The 15,504-nt window shown below is 63.1% G+C and carries 14 protein-coding genes; 11 read left to right on the top strand and 3 right to left on the bottom strand.

The genetic code is table 11. The features are described from left to right. The first annotated feature begins 2 nt into the window (after window positions 1-2). From RAS12_RS25865 to RAS12_RS25820, 10 genes are all read left to right on the top strand, one after another. Window positions 3-1,148 (top strand): FAS1-like dehydratase domain-containing protein, encoded by a 1,146-nt coding sequence (locus RAS12_RS25865; RefSeq protein ID WP_306942754.1) that lies wholly within the window; start codon window positions 3-5, stop codon window positions 1,146-1,148. A 55-nt stretch (window positions 1,149-1,203) separates the two neighbouring features. Next, a complete protein-coding gene (locus tag RAS12_RS25860; RefSeq protein ID WP_306942752.1) occupies window positions 1,204-2,448 on the top strand; it encodes a CaiB/BaiF CoA transferase family protein in 1,245 nt (414 codons plus the stop codon). Window positions 2,449-2,486: 38 nt separating this feature from the next. Next, the gene (locus RAS12_RS25855; protein WP_306942751.1) at window positions 2,487-3,452 is read left to right on the top strand and encodes a Bug family tripartite tricarboxylate transporter substrate binding protein; all 966 of its coding nucleotides are present in this window, start codon (window positions 2,487-2,489) and stop codon (window positions 3,450-3,452) included. Window positions 3,453-3,534: 82 nt separating this feature from the next. Then, a complete protein-coding gene (locus tag RAS12_RS25850) occupies window positions 3,535-3,681 on the top strand; it encodes a hypothetical protein (protein WP_306942749.1) in 147 nt (48 codons plus the stop codon). 97 nt (window positions 3,682-3,778) lie between these two features. Beyond that, window positions 3,779-5,209, top strand: a complete 1,431-nt coding sequence (locus RAS12_RS25845) for a gamma-aminobutyraldehyde dehydrogenase (protein ID WP_306942747.1) — start codon at window positions 3,779-3,781, stop codon at window positions 5,207-5,209. Between the two features lie 14 nt (window positions 5,210-5,223). Next, window positions 5,224-5,997 carry a nuclear transport factor 2 family protein gene (locus RAS12_RS25840; protein ID WP_306942745.1) on the top strand — a complete coding sequence of 258 codons (774 nt, stop codon included), beginning with the start codon at window positions 5,224-5,226 and terminating at the stop codon, window positions 5,995-5,997. A 51-nt stretch (window positions 5,998-6,048) separates the two neighbouring features. Further along, window positions 6,049-6,804, top strand: a complete 756-nt coding sequence (locus tag RAS12_RS25835; RefSeq protein WP_306942743.1) for a FadR/GntR family transcriptional regulator — start codon at window positions 6,049-6,051, stop codon at window positions 6,802-6,804. A gap of 33 nt (window positions 6,805-6,837) precedes the next feature. Continuing rightward, window positions 6,838-7,608 (top strand): cache domain-containing protein, encoded by a 771-nt coding sequence (locus RAS12_RS25830; RefSeq protein ID WP_306942741.1) that lies wholly within the window; start codon window positions 6,838-6,840, stop codon window positions 7,606-7,608. 108 nt (window positions 7,609-7,716) lie between these two features. Beyond that, the gene (locus RAS12_RS25825; protein ID WP_306942739.1) at window positions 7,717-8,118 is read left to right on the top strand and encodes a DUF805 domain-containing protein; all 402 of its coding nucleotides are present in this window, start codon (window positions 7,717-7,719) and stop codon (window positions 8,116-8,118) included. Then, window positions 8,115-9,647, top strand: coding sequence for an NAD(P)/FAD-dependent oxidoreductase (locus RAS12_RS25820; RefSeq protein ID WP_306942737.1), 1,533 nt, complete (start codon window positions 8,115-8,117; stop codon window positions 9,645-9,647). The genes RAS12_RS25825 and RAS12_RS25820 overlap by 4 nt, the downstream gene beginning before the upstream one ends. On the opposite strand, the gene RAS12_RS25815 is transcribed toward RAS12_RS25820, so the two are convergent. Next, entirely contained in the window at window positions 9,619-11,034 is a 1,416-nt protein-coding gene (locus RAS12_RS25815; protein WP_306942733.1) for an MFS transporter, read from the bottom strand. The two genes, RAS12_RS25820 and RAS12_RS25815, sit on opposite strands and share 29 nt — an antisense overlap. Before the next feature lie 128 nt (window positions 11,035-11,162). On the opposite strand from RAS12_RS25815, the gene RAS12_RS25810 reads away from it, so the two are divergent. Next, window positions 11,163-12,050, top strand: a complete 888-nt coding sequence (locus tag RAS12_RS25810; RefSeq protein WP_306942731.1) for a LysR family transcriptional regulator — start codon at window positions 11,163-11,165, stop codon at window positions 12,048-12,050. A 13-nt stretch (window positions 12,051-12,063) separates the two neighbouring features. Here the strand turns inward: RAS12_RS25810 and RAS12_RS25805 are convergent, their stop codons facing one another. Continuing rightward, window positions 12,064-13,599 carry an argininosuccinate lyase gene (locus RAS12_RS25805; RefSeq protein WP_306942729.1) on the bottom strand — a complete coding sequence of 512 codons (1,536 nt, stop codon included), beginning with the start codon at window positions 13,597-13,599 and terminating at the stop codon, window positions 12,064-12,066. A gap of 147 nt (window positions 13,600-13,746) precedes the next feature. After that, window positions 13,747-15,414: a ShlB/FhaC/HecB family hemolysin secretion/activation protein gene (locus tag RAS12_RS25800; protein WP_306942727.1), complete on the bottom strand. Its 1,668-nt coding sequence runs from the start codon at window positions 15,412-15,414 to the stop codon at window positions 13,747-13,749. Window positions 15,415-15,504: the final 90 nt, after the last annotated feature.

Raw genomic sequence — 15,504 nt, 5'->3', positions numbered from 1 at the left:
TCATGCTGACCCCGACCAAGACAGAAAGAAGCTTCCCGAAAATCACCGAGCGCGGCCTGGACGAATTGCGCGAACGGATAGGCGTCAAGATCGGCGCTACCGCCGAACCGTGGTGCTATGAAGCCACGCGCGACAACATTCGCCACTATGCGCACGGCATCGGCGACGACAATCCGCTGTGGTCCGATCCCGAATACGCGGCCAAGACCCAGCACGGCGGCATCATCGCGTTGCCCAGCTTTCTGTTTTCTACCAGCCGCATTGTGTCGGGCTATGTGGGCGGTCTGCCTGGCGTGCATGCCATGTGGTCGGGCGCTGACTGGACCTGGCACAAGAACGTCAAACGCAACGACACGATCTCAACCGAAGCGCATCTGAAAAACCTGATCGAACATCAGACCCGTTTTGCGGGCCGCGCGGTGCAACAGATCTATCACGTGGATTTCTTCAACCAGGACGGCGACAAAGTCGCTGAAGCCGACAGCTGGTGCTTCCGCACCGAGCGCGATCACGCCCGTGAACAAGGCAGCAAATACAAAGAGGTGCGCGCCCGTGAGCCGCGCCGCTACAGCCCCGAAGAAATCAAAGAAGCCTACAAGCTGTATGCGCAAGAAGAAGTGCGCGGCGCCACGCCCCGTTACTGGGAAGACGTGAAAGAAGGCGAAGAGCTGCCCGTCATGTTCAAAGGCCCGATGACGGTGACGGGCTTCATTGCCTTCGCGCAAGGTTGGGGCGGCTTGTACATCCGCGCCAACAAACTGGCGTGGCAACTGATAGACGCGCACCCCGGTGTAGGCATCACCAACCGCTTCGGCATTCCCGACGTGCCCGAACGCGTGCACTGGGAAGAGGAATTCGCGCTGGAAGTTGGCGCCCCCGGCGCTTACGACTACGGTCCAGAACGCAATTCCTGGTTGACGCACCACCTGACGAACTGGATGGGCGACGCGGGTTTCCTGCGCAAATCCACGTGCAAAATCCGCCGCCACAACCCGGAAGGCGACATGCTCTTCTTCAAGGGCCGCGTCAAGCGCAAGTATGTGGAAGACGGCCGTCACCTGGTTGAAATCGAACAAGAAGCGCGCAATCAGGATGACGAGCTGTCGGTGCTGGGTTCCGGCGTGGTAGAACTGCCCACCCGGGGCTGAAGCTCCGGCCCTCTGCGCCACCCGCGCATAGCACCTGACCAAATCGAGGTCGACGATGTCTGGTTCATCGGAGCATGCTGCACCCGCCCCCGAAGCGCGCCCGCAGGGCGCGCTGGAGGGTATACGCGTCATCGATCTGTCCAGAGTGCTGGCGGGGCCGTTGTGCACCCAGATGCTGGCCGACCAGGGCGCCGATGTCATCAAGGTCGAACCGCCCGGCGGCGACGAGACGCGCACCTTGGGGCCGCCCGTCAATGCCGATGGCGACGCGGCTTATTTCACGGCCGTCAATCGCGGCAAGCGCGCGATTGCGCTGGATCTGTCTCTGGCCGGGGGACGAGACACCTTGCTGACCCTGCTGGAAGACGCGGACATCCTGGTCGAGAACTTCCTTCCCGGCACCATGGCCAAGTGGGGGCTCGACTACGAGACGGACCTGAAGCACCGCTTTCCGCATCTGATCTACTGCGCCATCTCGGGCTTTGGCGATGATGGCCCGCTGGGTGGATTGCCCGGCTACGACGCCATTCTGCAAGCCATGTGCGGACTGATGAGCGTGAACGGCGACCCAGATAGCGGCCCGACCCGCATCGGCGTGCCCATCGTAGATCACCTGACGGGCTATACCGCGCAGGCCGGCATTTTGCTGGCGTTGTACAGCCGCGCACGCACCGGCCAGGGGCAACGTGTTGAAGTCACGCTATTCGACGCCGCACTCAGCCTGCTGGTGCCGCACGCGGCCAATTGGATGCATACCCAACGCGCCCCCGGATTGTTGGGCAGCGCGCATCCCAATATCGCGCCTTATGACCGTTTTGCGTGCCAGGACGGCGCGCTCTTCCTGGGCATTGTGAATGATCGGCAGTTCCACAAGTTCTGCGACTACGCTGGCCTTTCGCCATTGCGGGAAGATCCGCGGTTTGCCAACAACCGGTCGCGTCTGGAACACCGCTCGGCGCTGCGCACGTTGATCGAAGACGCGTTGGCGACGCGCTTGCGCGACACCGTCTGCCACGATCTGATGCAGCTCGGCGTACCCGCCGGCCCGGTCAACAGCGTGCCCGAAGCCTTTGAGCAGGCGCACGCAACACACCGCGGCATGCGCATCGACCGCGCTGGATATCACGGCATCGGCGCGCCCGTCCGGCTGTCGTTATCCCCGCCGCAAATCAACCGCCTGCCCCCTGCTTATGCGCAGCACACCGACGAGGTCCTCCGGGAGGCCGGCCTCGACGAATCCCAAATCGCGGCCCTGCGGGAACAGGGTGTCTTGCCGCGCTGGCCTCCTCCGAAGCAGTAACGCCATAAATCTGCCAAATAAAAAACGAGGAGACCACCATGAAAACGCTTCGACTGATTGCCGCGCTAGCGGCGTCTGCCCTGTGCGCCCCGCTAGCCGCGGCGGCGGACGCCTATCCCACCAAGCCAGTACGAATCATCGTCCCCTATCAGGCAGGCCAAGGCACCGACGTGGCCGGGCGTTATCTCGCCGAGTATCTGGCCAAAGCCCTGGGCCAACCCTTTATTGTTGAAAACCGCCCTGGCGCCGGGGGCAATATCGGCGCGTCGGAAGCCGCCCGCGCAGCGCCTGACGGCTACACGCTGCTGATGGGCACCAACGGCACGCACGTACTGAATCAATACATGTATGCGTCGACTTCGTTCGACCCGGAAAAAGACTTCGAACCCATCATGCTGGTCAGCTCGTTTCCGATGGTGCTGCTGACCACCCCGACGTCGCCCTACGCCAGCCTGGCGGACCTGCAAGACGCCGCCAAGGCAAAACCCGACAGCGTCAACGTGGGCATGCCCAGCACTACGGCGCGGCTGGTCTTCGAACTGCTTAAGCAACAGGGCGTCGGCAGCATACGCGGCATCCCCTACAAGGGTTCTGCCACCGCCACGACCGACCTGATGGGCGGGCAAGTGCAAATCGGCATCGACACCATCAGCGCCGCTCGCCCCTTCATCACCGGCGGCAAGCTGCGGCCGTTGGCGGTGACGTCGTTGAAAGAGTCCGCCTTGCTACCCGGCGTGAAATCGGTAGCGGCCCAAGGAATCGACGGTTTTCAAGTCATCGCCTGGAACGGCTTGTACGCCCCAAAAGGTACGCCTGCCGCCGTCGTGACGAAGCTGAATGCCGAGGTCGCCAAGATTCTGGCGCGTCCTGAGGTGCAGCAACGGCTGCTGGATCTGGGCCATGAACCCGGTGGGGGCACACCAGAGGCCCTGGCGGCATTTGCCCGTAGTGAACGCCTGAAGTGGCAGCCGCTGATCGTGCAGGCGGGGTTGAAAGCGGAATAGCGCATCGCCGTATCGGGCGGCCACGGCCGCCCCGATCTGCCGAGCCCATCGCCGCGCGCTCTGCTCCGAGTATGCAGCGCAGATGGCCGAACCCCTGCGCAAACCGCGCCCATCCCTCGTCCGCTCGACGACAATCCATAGCCTCTATTTCCGTGTTGCCGTCTGGGCTGAGCGGCTGGCGGGCCTGTACGTGCGTGACCGCACACAGCGCAAGGCCGGCGCCAAATAACTATGCACTTCAACGTTACGGGAAAACCCCAGCAGAATAAATACCTATAACATCAGAGAATATATTTATCATCACCACCAATCACCGGGAGATCACCATGGCAATGCCGACACTGAAGCATTTCATCGATGGCCAATACGTTGAGTCCAACGGCTCCGAGTACTTTGACCTGATCAGCCCGGTGACCGGCAAACCGTATGCCCGCTCGCCCAACGCCAACGAGGCCGACGTCGACCGCGCTTACGCAGCAGCCCGCAATGCATTCAAGATCTGGGGCCGAAGCACCCCGTCCACGCGTCAGAAAGCGCTGCTGCAATTGGCCAACGCGGTGGAAACCAACAGCGACCGCCTGGTCGAAGCACAAAGCCGCAACACCGGTCAGCTCAAGCATTTGATTGCCTCCGAAGAGGTCGCCGTGTGCGTGGATCAGATCCGCTTCTTTGCTGGCGCTGCCCGTTTTCTGGAAGGCAAGGCCACCAGCGAATACATGGAAGGCCTGACATCCAGCATCCGCCGCGAACCCCTGGGCGTGGTCGGCCAGGTTACCCCGTGGAACTACCCGCTGATGATGGCAGTATGGAAAATCGCGCCGGCCCTGGCGGCGGGCAACACCGTCGTGCTCAAGCCCAGCGACAGCACCCCGGAAAGCACATTGCTTCTGGCCGAAATCGCTGCACCGTTCTTTCCCGCAGGCGCGTTCAACGTCGTGCTGGGCAACGCCGCCACTGGCGCCAAGGTTGTTTCGCACAAGACGCCTGCGCTGGTGTCCATCACCGGTTCGGTGCGCGCCGGCTTGCAGGTCGCCGCATCCGCTGCGGCCAACCTGGCCCGGGCTCACCTGGAACTGGGCGGCAAGGCGCCCGTGGTGGTATTTGAAGATGCCGACCTGGATAAAGCCGCGCAACATATTGCCATGACGGGGTATTTCAATGCGGGGCAGGACTGCACCGCTGCAGCGCGCGTCATCGTTGCCGAATCCGTGCATGACGCGTTCGTCGCCAAACTGGTGAAAGCCGCCAAAGCCACCCGCTTCGGCGAACCGGACGATCAGGACGCGCTCTACGGGCCGCTCAACAACGCCAGCCAGCTGGAACGCGTGCAAGGCTTTATCAAACGCTTGCCAGCACACGCCCGGGTTGAAACCGGCGGCCACCGGGCAGACCGCCCCGGTTATTACTTCGAACCCACCGTTATCACCGGCTTGCAGCAACACGACGAAGCCATCCAAACCGAAATCTTCGGGCCCGTCATCACGGTGCAGACATTCTCCAACGAGCAAGATGCCATCCATAAAGCGAACGACGTCGAATATGGTTTGGCGTCCAGCGTCTGGACCCGCGATCATGGCCGCGCGCAGCGCATGTCGCGCGACCTGGACTTTGGCACCGTGTGGATCAACACGCACATTCCGCTGACAGCAGAGGCGCCTCACGGCGGGTTTAAGCGGTCGGGGTATGGCAAGGATCTGTCCGCTTACGGTTTTGAGGAATACACGCGCATCAAGCACGTGATGAGCTCACACGACTAAACCAGGAGACCTCCATGACCAAGGCCAATACGCTGCGCGACCGCGTCGCCCGCGCCCACCATGAGCTCTTTGCGCTGCGTGATACCGGAGCGCTGGACCGCTATTTTTCGCCGCGCTTTATCGATCACTCGCCTCGGGTCAGGAACGGGCAGGATATCTTGCGCAAGCTGATCCACAACTATCCAACCATGACGCATGAAGCGCACCGCGTGCTGGTGGATGGCGATCTGGTCGCCATCCACGGCCGCTACACGGGCTTCGGCGATCAGCCGATGATGAGCTTCGATATCTATCGCGTTGCCGACAACCACATCGTCGAACATTGGCACGGGCTGACGCCCGAAGCCCCTCCAAACGCCAGCGGGCGCACGCAGCTGGACGGCCCGACGGAGCCAGGCTCCTCGCAAGACACCGAGAAGAACCGAGAGCTGGTCACGGCGTTTTTCAAACGCGCCTTGATCGATGGCGACTATGACGCCTTCACCCGCTACGGCAATGGCGCACAGTTCCGCCAGCACAGCCCCGACATTGCAGACGGCACGGTGGCCGTGGTCGACTTCCTGAACCAATTGCGCGAAGACGGCAAGGCGCTTCAGTACAGCCGTATCCACCGTACGGTCGCAGAAGGCCAATTTGTGCTGACTCATTCCGAAGGCAGCATCGCAGGCGAGCGCCACGCTTATTTTGAGCTGTGGCGAGTTGAAGACGGGAAGATCGCCGAACTCTGGGATGTCATCATGCCGGTGCCGGAAGACGGCCAGGCCGCGCACAAGCACGGCATATTCTGACGATTCCCGTGTAATGATGCCCGCTACATTCTCTTGCCCCGGAGTTCTCCCATGACCGCTCACGCCATCGCCTTTGCCCCGATCGGCCAGGGCACGCGCTCGGAACAAATCGTAGAACGCCTGAGCAACGCCATCGTCTCGGGCCTGTTGCATGCCGACGAACAACTGCCCAACGAGAACGAGCTGTCCCGGCTGATGGGCGTGTCGCCAGTCACCATGCGCGAAGCCTTGAACACCTTGCGCGCAAGGCAACTGATCGACACCCGGCGCGGCCGCAACGGCGGCAGTTTTGTGTGCGTGGTTCCGGTCGAGATGATGTTGCAGCGCCACCCGCTGCATCTGGCCACGTCGGGCGATCTGGCCGACCTGGGTGAACTGCATTGCGCAGTCATCAGCCACAGCGCAAAACTGGCCGCGTTGCGATCCACGCCCGACGAGCATCTGCGGCTGACGCAGCAGATCGGCCTGTTCGAAGCGGCTACCGCGCCGCAGGCCCGCGCCCAGGCAGATATGCGCTGCCTGCTGATGCTGGCCAGCCACTCACAGTCTGCCCGGCTGGCCAATCAGGAGCTGGCCATTCAGGCTGAATGGGCGCCCCTGGTCGCCGCGCTCTATCAAGACGCGGCCGTACACGCCGACATTGTCGATGGCTATTTCTTGCTGTTGACGGCGCTGCGCGACGGTGACGACGCCCGTAGCGGCGCGCTCGCGCAAGACCTGATCAACACGCTTACCGACCATCTGCTGGAATACAAGCTGCGCATCGCCGCAACACCGCCATCCCCGAACATCCACGCGGACCGATGACCGCGCAACCCGCGGCAGAACAGGAGACGGCAGATGGACGAAGGCACACGCATCGATCACGCCACCGACATTCTGGACCGCGTCCTGACAGATGCCCGGTGCGCTGCGGAATCGCTGGCTGAGGCCGCAAGCCTGATTCTGTGGGATCAGCGTCCGGAGTCAGGCACGGGCATTCTTCTGTCAGGCGACCACCGCAGCGCACTGCAGTCTCATATTCAGGATGCGTTGCGCAACAACACCTGGTGCAACGGCGCGGGTTTTGCCAGCTATGCCGCGCCTGCGGGTTCCGGCGACGGCTACTGGACACTGGAATGGTGGCGGCAAGAGGGGCGATCCATGCAGCGCGCGCAATTGGAGCGCAATCAGGAAACACGGCAGCGTTTGGACTTTCGCGCATTTACCTGGTTCGATCTGCCCGCCCGTCAATGCGAGCCTGTTGTCGATGGCCCTTATGTGGACTACATCTGCAACGGCGCCTATACGATCACGGCCGCGCATCCCGTCCTGATTGGCGGAGCGTTTGCCGGTGTGACGGCCGTCGACGTATTGGTTTCCACGCTGGACCGCTTGCTCTTGCCCGCGCTGCGCGCCATCGGCCGCCCTGCGCTGGTTATCAATCAAGACACCCGGGTCGTGACCTCGACAGCGCGCGGCATCCGCCCGGGCTCACTCTGGAAACCGCACGCCAGCGACATCCAGGGCAGCAGCCCAACCGGCCTGCGCCTGGTTGTGCTGCCGCCCAATCCCCCACGCGTACCGCGTAGCCCGCCGGTCGGCCTGCAGCCACCGCGCACGGCGCGCTGATCCGCCCGCGCAATCTGCGCGGCCCCCTACCCCAACAGGCGCGCCATGCGTCACCTGCGCCCCTGACGGGCGCGGTATCGGCACATCTTTTCAAACGGGAGGACACCCATGAACTGGTACTTGCGAGCATTGAAGCAATACGCCGTCTTTACAGGCCGGGCGCGGCGCAAAGAGTATTGGACCTTCGTCCTGTGCCAGGTGCTGGCCGTGCTCGGCATTTCATACGCCGAACGCGCGCTGGCTGTGGCCAACCCAGAAATCTTGTTTGGCTGGTTCACGGCGGGTTATTTGATGCTGACCCTGGTGCCGGCTCTGGCCGTCTCAACACGACGCTTGCACGACACCGGCCGCAGCGGCTGGTGGAACCTGCTGCACGCGCTGCCCCTGCTTGGCACGCTTGTTTTGCAGGGTTTCATGATCCCGCGCGGCACCTCGGGCAGCAACCGCTATGGCCCCGCCCCCCAAGAAGCCGGCCGCCAGGGCAGGCGTTTCCAAGGAATATGGACATGACTCTGAACAGACGCGAATTCATTTTCAAGACCGCCACGGCCACGGCCGCATCAACCGCCGTGGCCGCCGCAGGCGGACTGGCACTATGGCCCAATCGAGTATTTGGACAAGCCAGCACAGGCGGCAGCGCCACGCCAGAGCTGCTTGAAGACGCCCGCGAAGCGCCCACACGATTGGGCATCGACAACCGCATCTGGAACTGGCGCAAAGACGCCGCCCCCGGCGCCATGCCCGCAAACTACTACGAAGCATCGCTATCCGAATGGCCCTCGTTCGGCGGACTGCCCGGCGACCTGAGCTGCGAGGTCGTCATCATCGGCGGCGGCTTGCTGGGCGCCTCCACCGCCCTGCATCTGGCGGAAGCCGGTGTTGATGTGGTCTTGATTGAAAAAGACCATATCGGCTCGGGCGCCTCGGGCCGCAACGGCGGCCAGATGACGCCCGGACTCGCGCGCTGGGAAGCGGGCACCATGCTGGACAACTTGTCCCTGGCAGACGCGCGGCGCTTGTGGCGTTTTGCTTCTGTTGAAGCCATGGACGTCATCGACGGACTGCGCGCACGCCATCACTTTGAATGCGACCGCAAGCGTGGCCACATCACGGCGGCCGTGCATGCTGGCCATATGGGCGCGCTGGTCGAAAACGCCGACGCCAGACTGCGCCTGGGCGACTCGGGCGTCAAGATCATCGGCAGGCACGAATTGAAGGATCAGTACGTCAAGTCCGACATCTATTTTGGAGCGGCCATCGATAGCACCGGTGGTCAAGTGCATCCTCTGGCGCTATTGCGCGGCATGGTGCACGGCTTCGTCAAACTGGGCGGCCGCGTGTACGACGGCACCCAGGCCTTGGCCATTCAGGAGGCTCCCGGCAGCACGCTTGTGACCACGGAGAAGGGAGCGATCACCGCGCGCAAAGCTGTCGTACTGGCCGTACACAGCTCCACCTTCCAGTTCATGCCTGGAAGTTCCACCACGGTGCCGTTCTTCACTTATGTCGCCGTCACGCCGCCACTGCCGCATCCTGTGCGCGAACTGCTTCCTGCCGACATGCCGGTGTACGACACCCAATTGCAGATCGACTACTACCGGGCCGTGCGCAACAACCGGCTGCTTTTCGGCGGCCAGGGCACGGGCAACTCCTGGTCACCGCGTGACGTCAACAACTACCTGCTGGACCGCATCAAGACCGTATTTCCGCAACTGGAAAAGCCTGAGCTGGAATACTCCTGGAGCGGTATCAGCGACCTGACCCTGAACGGCGCCACCGACAGCCGCAAGAGCGCTGGCGACATTCCGGTTTATATGGTGCATGGTTGGAGCGGGCACGGCGTGGCGCAGACAGTGCGGATCGGCCGCGCCATCAGCGACGACCTGACCGGGCGCAACAACGACTTCACGATGCTGACGCGCTTTGACCATGCGGGCATTCCATTGGGACGCCACATCTCGCCCGTCGCGATTCCGCTCATCAAGGGCGCGTTGGGCGTGATGGGCATGATCAACCCTGCGGACATGGTGTCGTTCTGAACCTGAGCGCGACGCCCAGAGCTAGCAACACGAGGCCTGCGGCAACCCAAAAAGCCGTGCGCAGGCCTGATGCCAGCGCTTCGGGCGGCGCGGCCAATAGGTCCGCCGCCCCGGCCCCGGCTGCAAATACCGCCCCCATCGCGGATGCGCCAGTGATAAAACCCAAATTGCGCGACAGATTCAGCAAGCCCGAAATGGCGCCGCGCTGGTCGCGGCCCACGTCCGCCATGACGGACGTATTGTTCGCAGTTTGAAAGAGGGCAAAGCCCGCCGTCATCGTTGTCAGCGCGCCGATATAACCCGCCACGCCAAACCTGACGGACGTGATGGGCAGAAGAACCGACCCAGCGATGATCGCAACCAGCCCGATCAACAGGACCGGCTGGGCGCCGTAGCGATCTACGCAGCGGCCGGCGGGCACGCCCGTCAATGCGGCGACGATCGGACCGCAAGACATCACGAGGCCCACGCGCGCGGCATCCAATCCAAGCCCGCCTGACAGATAGAACGGTCCGACCACCAGGGTTGCCATCATCACGGTGGCGACCAGCACGCTCATGACCAAACCTGCGCTCAACACCGGATTACGCAACATGACCGGCCGTATCAGCGGATACGCCGTCCGCGATTGCATCCACACAAACAGGGCAGCGCCGGCCAGCGCTGCTGCCAGCAGCGCGGCATTCAGCGCTCCCACACTGCCTCGCCCCATCGTCATGGCCATTGCATAGGCCGCAAGCGTCAACGCCAGCGCCACGGTGCCTCGGCTGTCAAAGCGTACCCGCTCGCCTTTGGACGGCGCCGGATCGGCAGGCAAGTACACAACCGCCAGCCCAAACGCCAACACACCCAACGGCACATTGACCAAGAAAATGGCTCTCCACCCTTGCCCTGCGATCAGCAGGCCACCCAGCGTGGGCCCCAGTGCCGTCCCGATGGCCGACATCGTGCCCAGCAAACCCATCACGCTGCCCGCCCGCTCTTTCGGCACGGTGTCACCCACGAATGCCATCGTCAGGGCCATCATGATCGCCGCGCCCAGGCCTTGCGCAGCCCGCGCCGCCACCAGGGGCCACAGGCTGGACGCCAACCCGCTCGCGATGGACGCGATGGTGAACAGTCCAATCCCCATCAGCATCAATCGGCGGCGTCCGATCAGGTCACCCAAACGGCCCACACTGACGATCAAGGTTGTGATCGCCAGCAGATAGGCCAGCACCACCCACTGCACATCGTGAAATGGCGCATTGAATGCCTGCGCCATGGCCGGCAGGCCAACGTTGGCAATGCTGGTCCCCAAGGACGGCAACAGCATGGCTAGCGACAGGCAGGCCAGCAAAGCGCCGGTTGCGCGGGAGGACGACGGGGTGATGTCTGAAGAGGTCACGGATCGATGCGGTATAAGAAGGGATATCACAGCGTAGGCGTGAACGACAGCTGGCGGAAGACGCAGCATTTGCACTGAATACCTGCACCAGACGCCACATCCCAATACAGACGTGCTACGTTTGCGCCATGTCCATGCCCGACCTGAACCTGTTGCTTACCTTGAACGCGCTGCTTGCCGAAGGCAGCGTCGCGGGCGCCGCGCGCCGTTTGCGCCTGAGTCCCTCCGCCATGAGCCGGGCGCTGGCGCGCCTGCGCGACACCACGGGCGATCCGCTACTGGTGCGGGCGGGGCGCGGCCTGGTGCCCACGCCTCGGGCACTGGAGCTGCGTGACCGGGTTGGCGCTCTGGTGCAAGACGTAGAGGCCGTGCTACGGCCAGCGGAGCAACTCAATCTGAAGCAATTGGCGCGCACCTTCACGCTGCGTTCCAGCGACGGTTTCGCGGAGACCTTCGGGCCAGGCCTGCTTGCCCGTATCGGTGCCGAAGCGCCAGGCGTGCGGCTGCGCTTTGTGCAAAAGACCGATAAGAACAGCGCCCTTCTGCGGGAAGGCGCTGTTGATCTGGAAACCGGAGTCGTCGGCGATGACGCCAGCCCGGAGCTGCGAACCCGCGCCCTGTTTAAGGACCGCTTGATCGGGGTCATGCGCGATGAACATCCGCTTTGCGGCAGCAGGGTCACGCTGGCGCGCTACGCGGCTGCCCGCCACATTCTGGTATCGCGTCGCGGGCAGGACAAAGGGCCCATCGACGATGCCTTGCTAGCGCTTGGGCGCGAACGCGGCATCGCCACCATTGCCGGCGGTTTTTCCACCGCGCTGGCGTTGGCGCGGGCATCGGACCTCATCGCCACCGTCCCCGAACGCCACACCGAAAGCATGCGCGCAGGCATGCTTGCGTTCCCCCTGCCCTTCGCGATGCCCGCGTTCACGGTTTCCATGCTTTGGCACCCGCGTATGGATGGCGATGCCGCGCATCGCTGGCTACGCGGATGCGTGTTGGATGGATGCCGATGATGCCCGCCAGGGCCTACTGCGCCTTGTCCTTCGGCGCACTCGCCACCAGCGCGTCGAACTGCTTATCCAAGCCGGCCAGCGATTGATTGATGTGATCGCGGCGCTCCGAGATCCACTTGCCTTGAGCCGCCAACTGCTCGCGCGCCTCTTTCAGCATGCGGTCCATCTCCTTGGGTTGCGGCCCGCCACTGGTTGCACGGTTGTTTACGATCGCCACCGGGTCCAAGGTCGAACGGAATTCCGCTTCGCTCATCGGCAGTTCGGTGCCGTACTTCGAGCCCTTTAAAGCGTCCGCATAGATACGGCGGGCCTGCTCATACGGGAAGTCCAGCGGCTTGATGTTGTTGGTCTTGGCGTACGTCACGATTTCCGACGCGAAATGATGGCCATCGCGAAACGGCAGCTTGTACTTGCGCATCAACACATCGGCCAGCTCTTGCGACGCAGTCCAATCGCTATTGAGCTCCTCCAGCGCGCGGTCCGGGCTGATGACCATGGCCTTCAGCACGCGGTCCCAGCGCTTGAGCGCCGAGATGCCGCTATCCACCATGGCCGAGTTCTGCTTGACGTCCTTGGGGTCGCTCATGCCCGGAGTGATGTTGTGCGTCTGGATGACGGGCCCCATCGCCAAAGTCACCGCCGTAGAGGCGTCGCTGCGCGTGTCGTTCAGCAAACCCGGATTGCGCTTCTGCGGCATGGCGCTGGAAACATAGGTGTTGCCGCCGCCTTCTTCCAAGAGAATCCACGGACGCGATTGCGCGTACTGCGTCATGACATCTTCAACAAAGTTTCCCGTGCGCAGCGCGATGCTGGTCACGATAGAGGCGACTTCAACCGGCTGGTCCATGGATGAAATCTGCGACGCGTCGTACGCGTTGTCCACCAGCGCCTCGAAACCCAGATAAGTTGCCATACGCTTGCGGTCCAGCGGCCAGCTGGTGCCGTTTAGCACCGTGGTGCCCATGGGAGAGCGGTCGATGCGGACATAGGCCTCGCGGATGCGCTGGGCATCACGCGCCAGACCCGCAGCCTGACCCAGCAGGTAATGACCATAGCTGTTGGGTTGGGCGGCTACGCCATTGGTGTAGTTCGGCACGATCGTGCCCGCGTGCTTACCCGCCAGTTCAACCAGCGTCGTAGACGTCTTGTTCAATTGATCCGCCAGCTCCAGCAGCTTGTCGCGCAGGATGGCGCTGCGGTAGGTCGCGTGCATATCCTGGCTGGAACGGCCCGCGTGCAGCAGGGTCACGTCTTCACCCGCCGCCTTGATCAGCAGCGGTTCAAAGGTAATGACGCTGGCTGGACGCTTGGCGCCCGGCTGATTGCCGTCATGAATGACCTTGGCCACGCCCGCCGCCAGACGCGGCGCCATGGTCTTATCCAGCAACCCTTCGTCGGTATTGATCACCGCGGTGGCCTTGTTGATCTCGCCCAGCCAGAAGAATGGATCACGTGGCACGGCAGCGGCCGGGGCCTGCTGGGCAAAGGCGGCGTGCGCGCACAGCGACAGAGCAAGGGCAGTTCCCAGGGCGGGAAAGAAATGTCTCATGGGTTTCTCGTTATAGGGGCGGTGGATCAGTGTATCGACGGCTTTCGCGGCGGAACATCCAGAATTTCACGGATACGGTACGGCAATTTCAAAGCGCAAAAAAAAGCCCCTATCTCTAGAAGATAGGGGCCAAGCCGGCGCGCCCGCTTAGAACACGTACTGCGCGCTTATCCAAAACAGGGGTTTGTGGTCCCTGCTATCCGATTGAGGGGCGCCGCCATCGGTGCGCCAAGCCACCGTGGCTTCGCCACGCCAGCCCGCCACCGCAACTCGGGCGCCCACGCCCGCACCCGCGACAGCGCGGAAGTTGTCGCCCGCCTGCCAGGGGTGGGCCGAGATCTGCACACGGCCCGCGTCATAAAACGCAAAAGGCGTGACCGCGCCCGCCGCGTATCGCACTTCCAGTTGCGTCAACCAGCCCCGGTCTCCGTAGCCTTCGCCCACGGGATAGGCGCGCACGCCTGCCGGACCGCCCAGCCCAAAGTCTTCCGAGGAGTCCAGGTTGTCGTTGGTCCATTGACCGCTAAAGCGGCCAAAGACCGTCCAGCGTGAAGACACGGATTGCAGACGCGCAATGTCCAGGTTCAGCTTGCTGTAATGGCCAGCTGACTGGGCGCTCAGGCTGTCGGCTGCGGCAAGCTTGCCGTCCAGCTTCAAGGTGCCCGGCGTCCAGCTCAGCGCGCCATACGTCAAACCGCCCCCGCCCAAACTGTCACGCACATCGAACTGCGCGGCAATCGGCACGCTGTTGCTGAACTTGTCTTGGACGATGTCAGCGGCGCGGTAATCATCGCGCAGCTTCTTGTGCAAGAAATCGACGCCTATCGTCAGGTTTCGGCTTTGCGAGCGGATCAAGGGATAGCTCAAGCCCACACTGGCGACACGCGCGCTGCCATGCGCGTCCAGGTCGCTGAATTCCTTGCCCAGCTCGTAGCCGGTGTAGCCATAGCCGATGCGGCCACGCAAACCGGAACTGCCCAGCGGCGCGCTGTAGCCCACGTCGCCGTAGTTCAGGTTTTCGCTGGTGCGTTGTGCGCGCAGCGTAATCTGGTCGCCCAACATGAAGGGGCTGTTGATCGCCAGCGCGGCGTTGGCGCGATATTGACCGGTGTACCGGTTGCCCTGGTTGTCCAGACCAACACTGCCATTGACGCGGTCACCGCGTTCAACTTGCACCGCCAGATCCCCCGTGCCCATTTCCTGACCGGGGCGGACAATGGGGCTGACCGTGACGCCGGGCAGGTCCGACAGCAAGAGCGCCGCGCGTTCCAGGGGCGCGCTTTCAATCACGCCGCCCGTCTTTAGCGGGTCCAAGTAAGCCTGCGCCTTTGCCGCCAGTGCGGCATCGCCTTCAGCCTTGACCTGACCGTAACGGCCTTCGACGACTTGCAAACGCAACACGCCGTTCTCCAAACCTTGCGCGGGCAGGTAGACGCGAGCGAAGGGATAACCTGCATCGCGGTAATAGCGCGTGAGCGTGTTGGCAAGCTCTTGCATACCAGCCAGGTCGTATGTCTTGTCCTGATAGCTGCCCAGCAAGGCCAGCAATTGCTCTTGCGTATAGGCGTGGTTGCCTGTCAGGTCGATGCGCGATACGCGAGCCTGCGCGCCGCCGGGTGCGGCCGTTCCGGGAATGGGGCTATCCAGATTCAACGACGGCGACGGCGCGGGCGGCTGGGGTTCTGGCGCCTGCTCTTGGAGAATGCGGCCAGCGTTAGGGATTTGTTGGGCCCAGGCGGGGGCTGCGGCCGGCAAGAGTGCGGCAAGCGCCAATACCAGTTGGCGCGGTCGAGCGGTAAACAATGCAAACGTCATGATCGTATGTGATTCAGGTTTTCATGACAGACGCCCGCGATCGCAAAGGACGTGGGGCGCCTGTCTGTCAAGAATGGAAGGACTCGCCTG

The organism is Achromobacter seleniivolatilans (assembly GCF_030864005.1).
Taxonomy (GTDB): domain Bacteria; phylum Pseudomonadota; class Gammaproteobacteria; order Burkholderiales; family Burkholderiaceae_B; genus Achromobacter; species Achromobacter seleniivolatilans.
This window is presented reverse-complemented; position numbering and strand designations above follow the sequence as displayed.

Bases quoted from the DNA above. Each gene is read 5' to 3' on its own strand.
- RAS12_RS25865 (WP_306942754.1), top strand. From the start codon at position 3: ATGCTGACCCCGACCAAGACAGAAAGAAGCTTCCCGAAAATCACCGAG.
- RAS12_RS25860 (WP_306942752.1), top strand. From the start codon at position 1,204: ATGTCTGGTTCATCGGAGCATGCTGCACCCGCCCCCGAAGCGCGCCCG.
- RAS12_RS25855 (WP_306942751.1), top strand. From the start codon at position 2,487: ATGAAAACGCTTCGACTGATTGCCGCGCTAGCGGCGTCTGCCCTGTGC.
- RAS12_RS25850 (WP_306942749.1), top strand. From the start codon at position 3,535: ATGGCCGAACCCCTGCGCAAACCGCGCCCATCCCTCGTCCGCTCGACG.
- RAS12_RS25845 (WP_306942747.1), top strand. From the start codon at position 3,779: ATGGCAATGCCGACACTGAAGCATTTCATCGATGGCCAATACGTTGAG.
- RAS12_RS25840 (WP_306942745.1), top strand. From the start codon at position 5,224: ATGACCAAGGCCAATACGCTGCGCGACCGCGTCGCCCGCGCCCACCAT.
- RAS12_RS25835 (WP_306942743.1), top strand. From the start codon at position 6,049: ATGACCGCTCACGCCATCGCCTTTGCCCCGATCGGCCAGGGCACGCGC.
- RAS12_RS25830 (WP_306942741.1), top strand. From the start codon at position 6,838: ATGGACGAAGGCACACGCATCGATCACGCCACCGACATTCTGGACCGC.
- RAS12_RS25825 (WP_306942739.1), top strand. From the start codon at position 7,717: ATGAACTGGTACTTGCGAGCATTGAAGCAATACGCCGTCTTTACAGGC.
- RAS12_RS25820 (WP_306942737.1), top strand. From the start codon at position 8,115: ATGACTCTGAACAGACGCGAATTCATTTTCAAGACCGCCACGGCCACG.
- RAS12_RS25810 (WP_306942731.1), top strand. From the start codon at position 11,163: ATGTCCATGCCCGACCTGAACCTGTTGCTTACCTTGAACGCGCTGCTT.
- RAS12_RS25805 (WP_306942729.1), bottom strand. From the start codon at position 13,599: ATGAGACATTTCTTTCCCGCCCTGGGAACTGCCCTTGCTCTGTCGCTG.
- RAS12_RS25800 (WP_306942727.1), bottom strand. From the start codon at position 15,414: ATGACGTTTGCATTGTTTACCGCTCGACCGCGCCAACTGGTATTGGCG.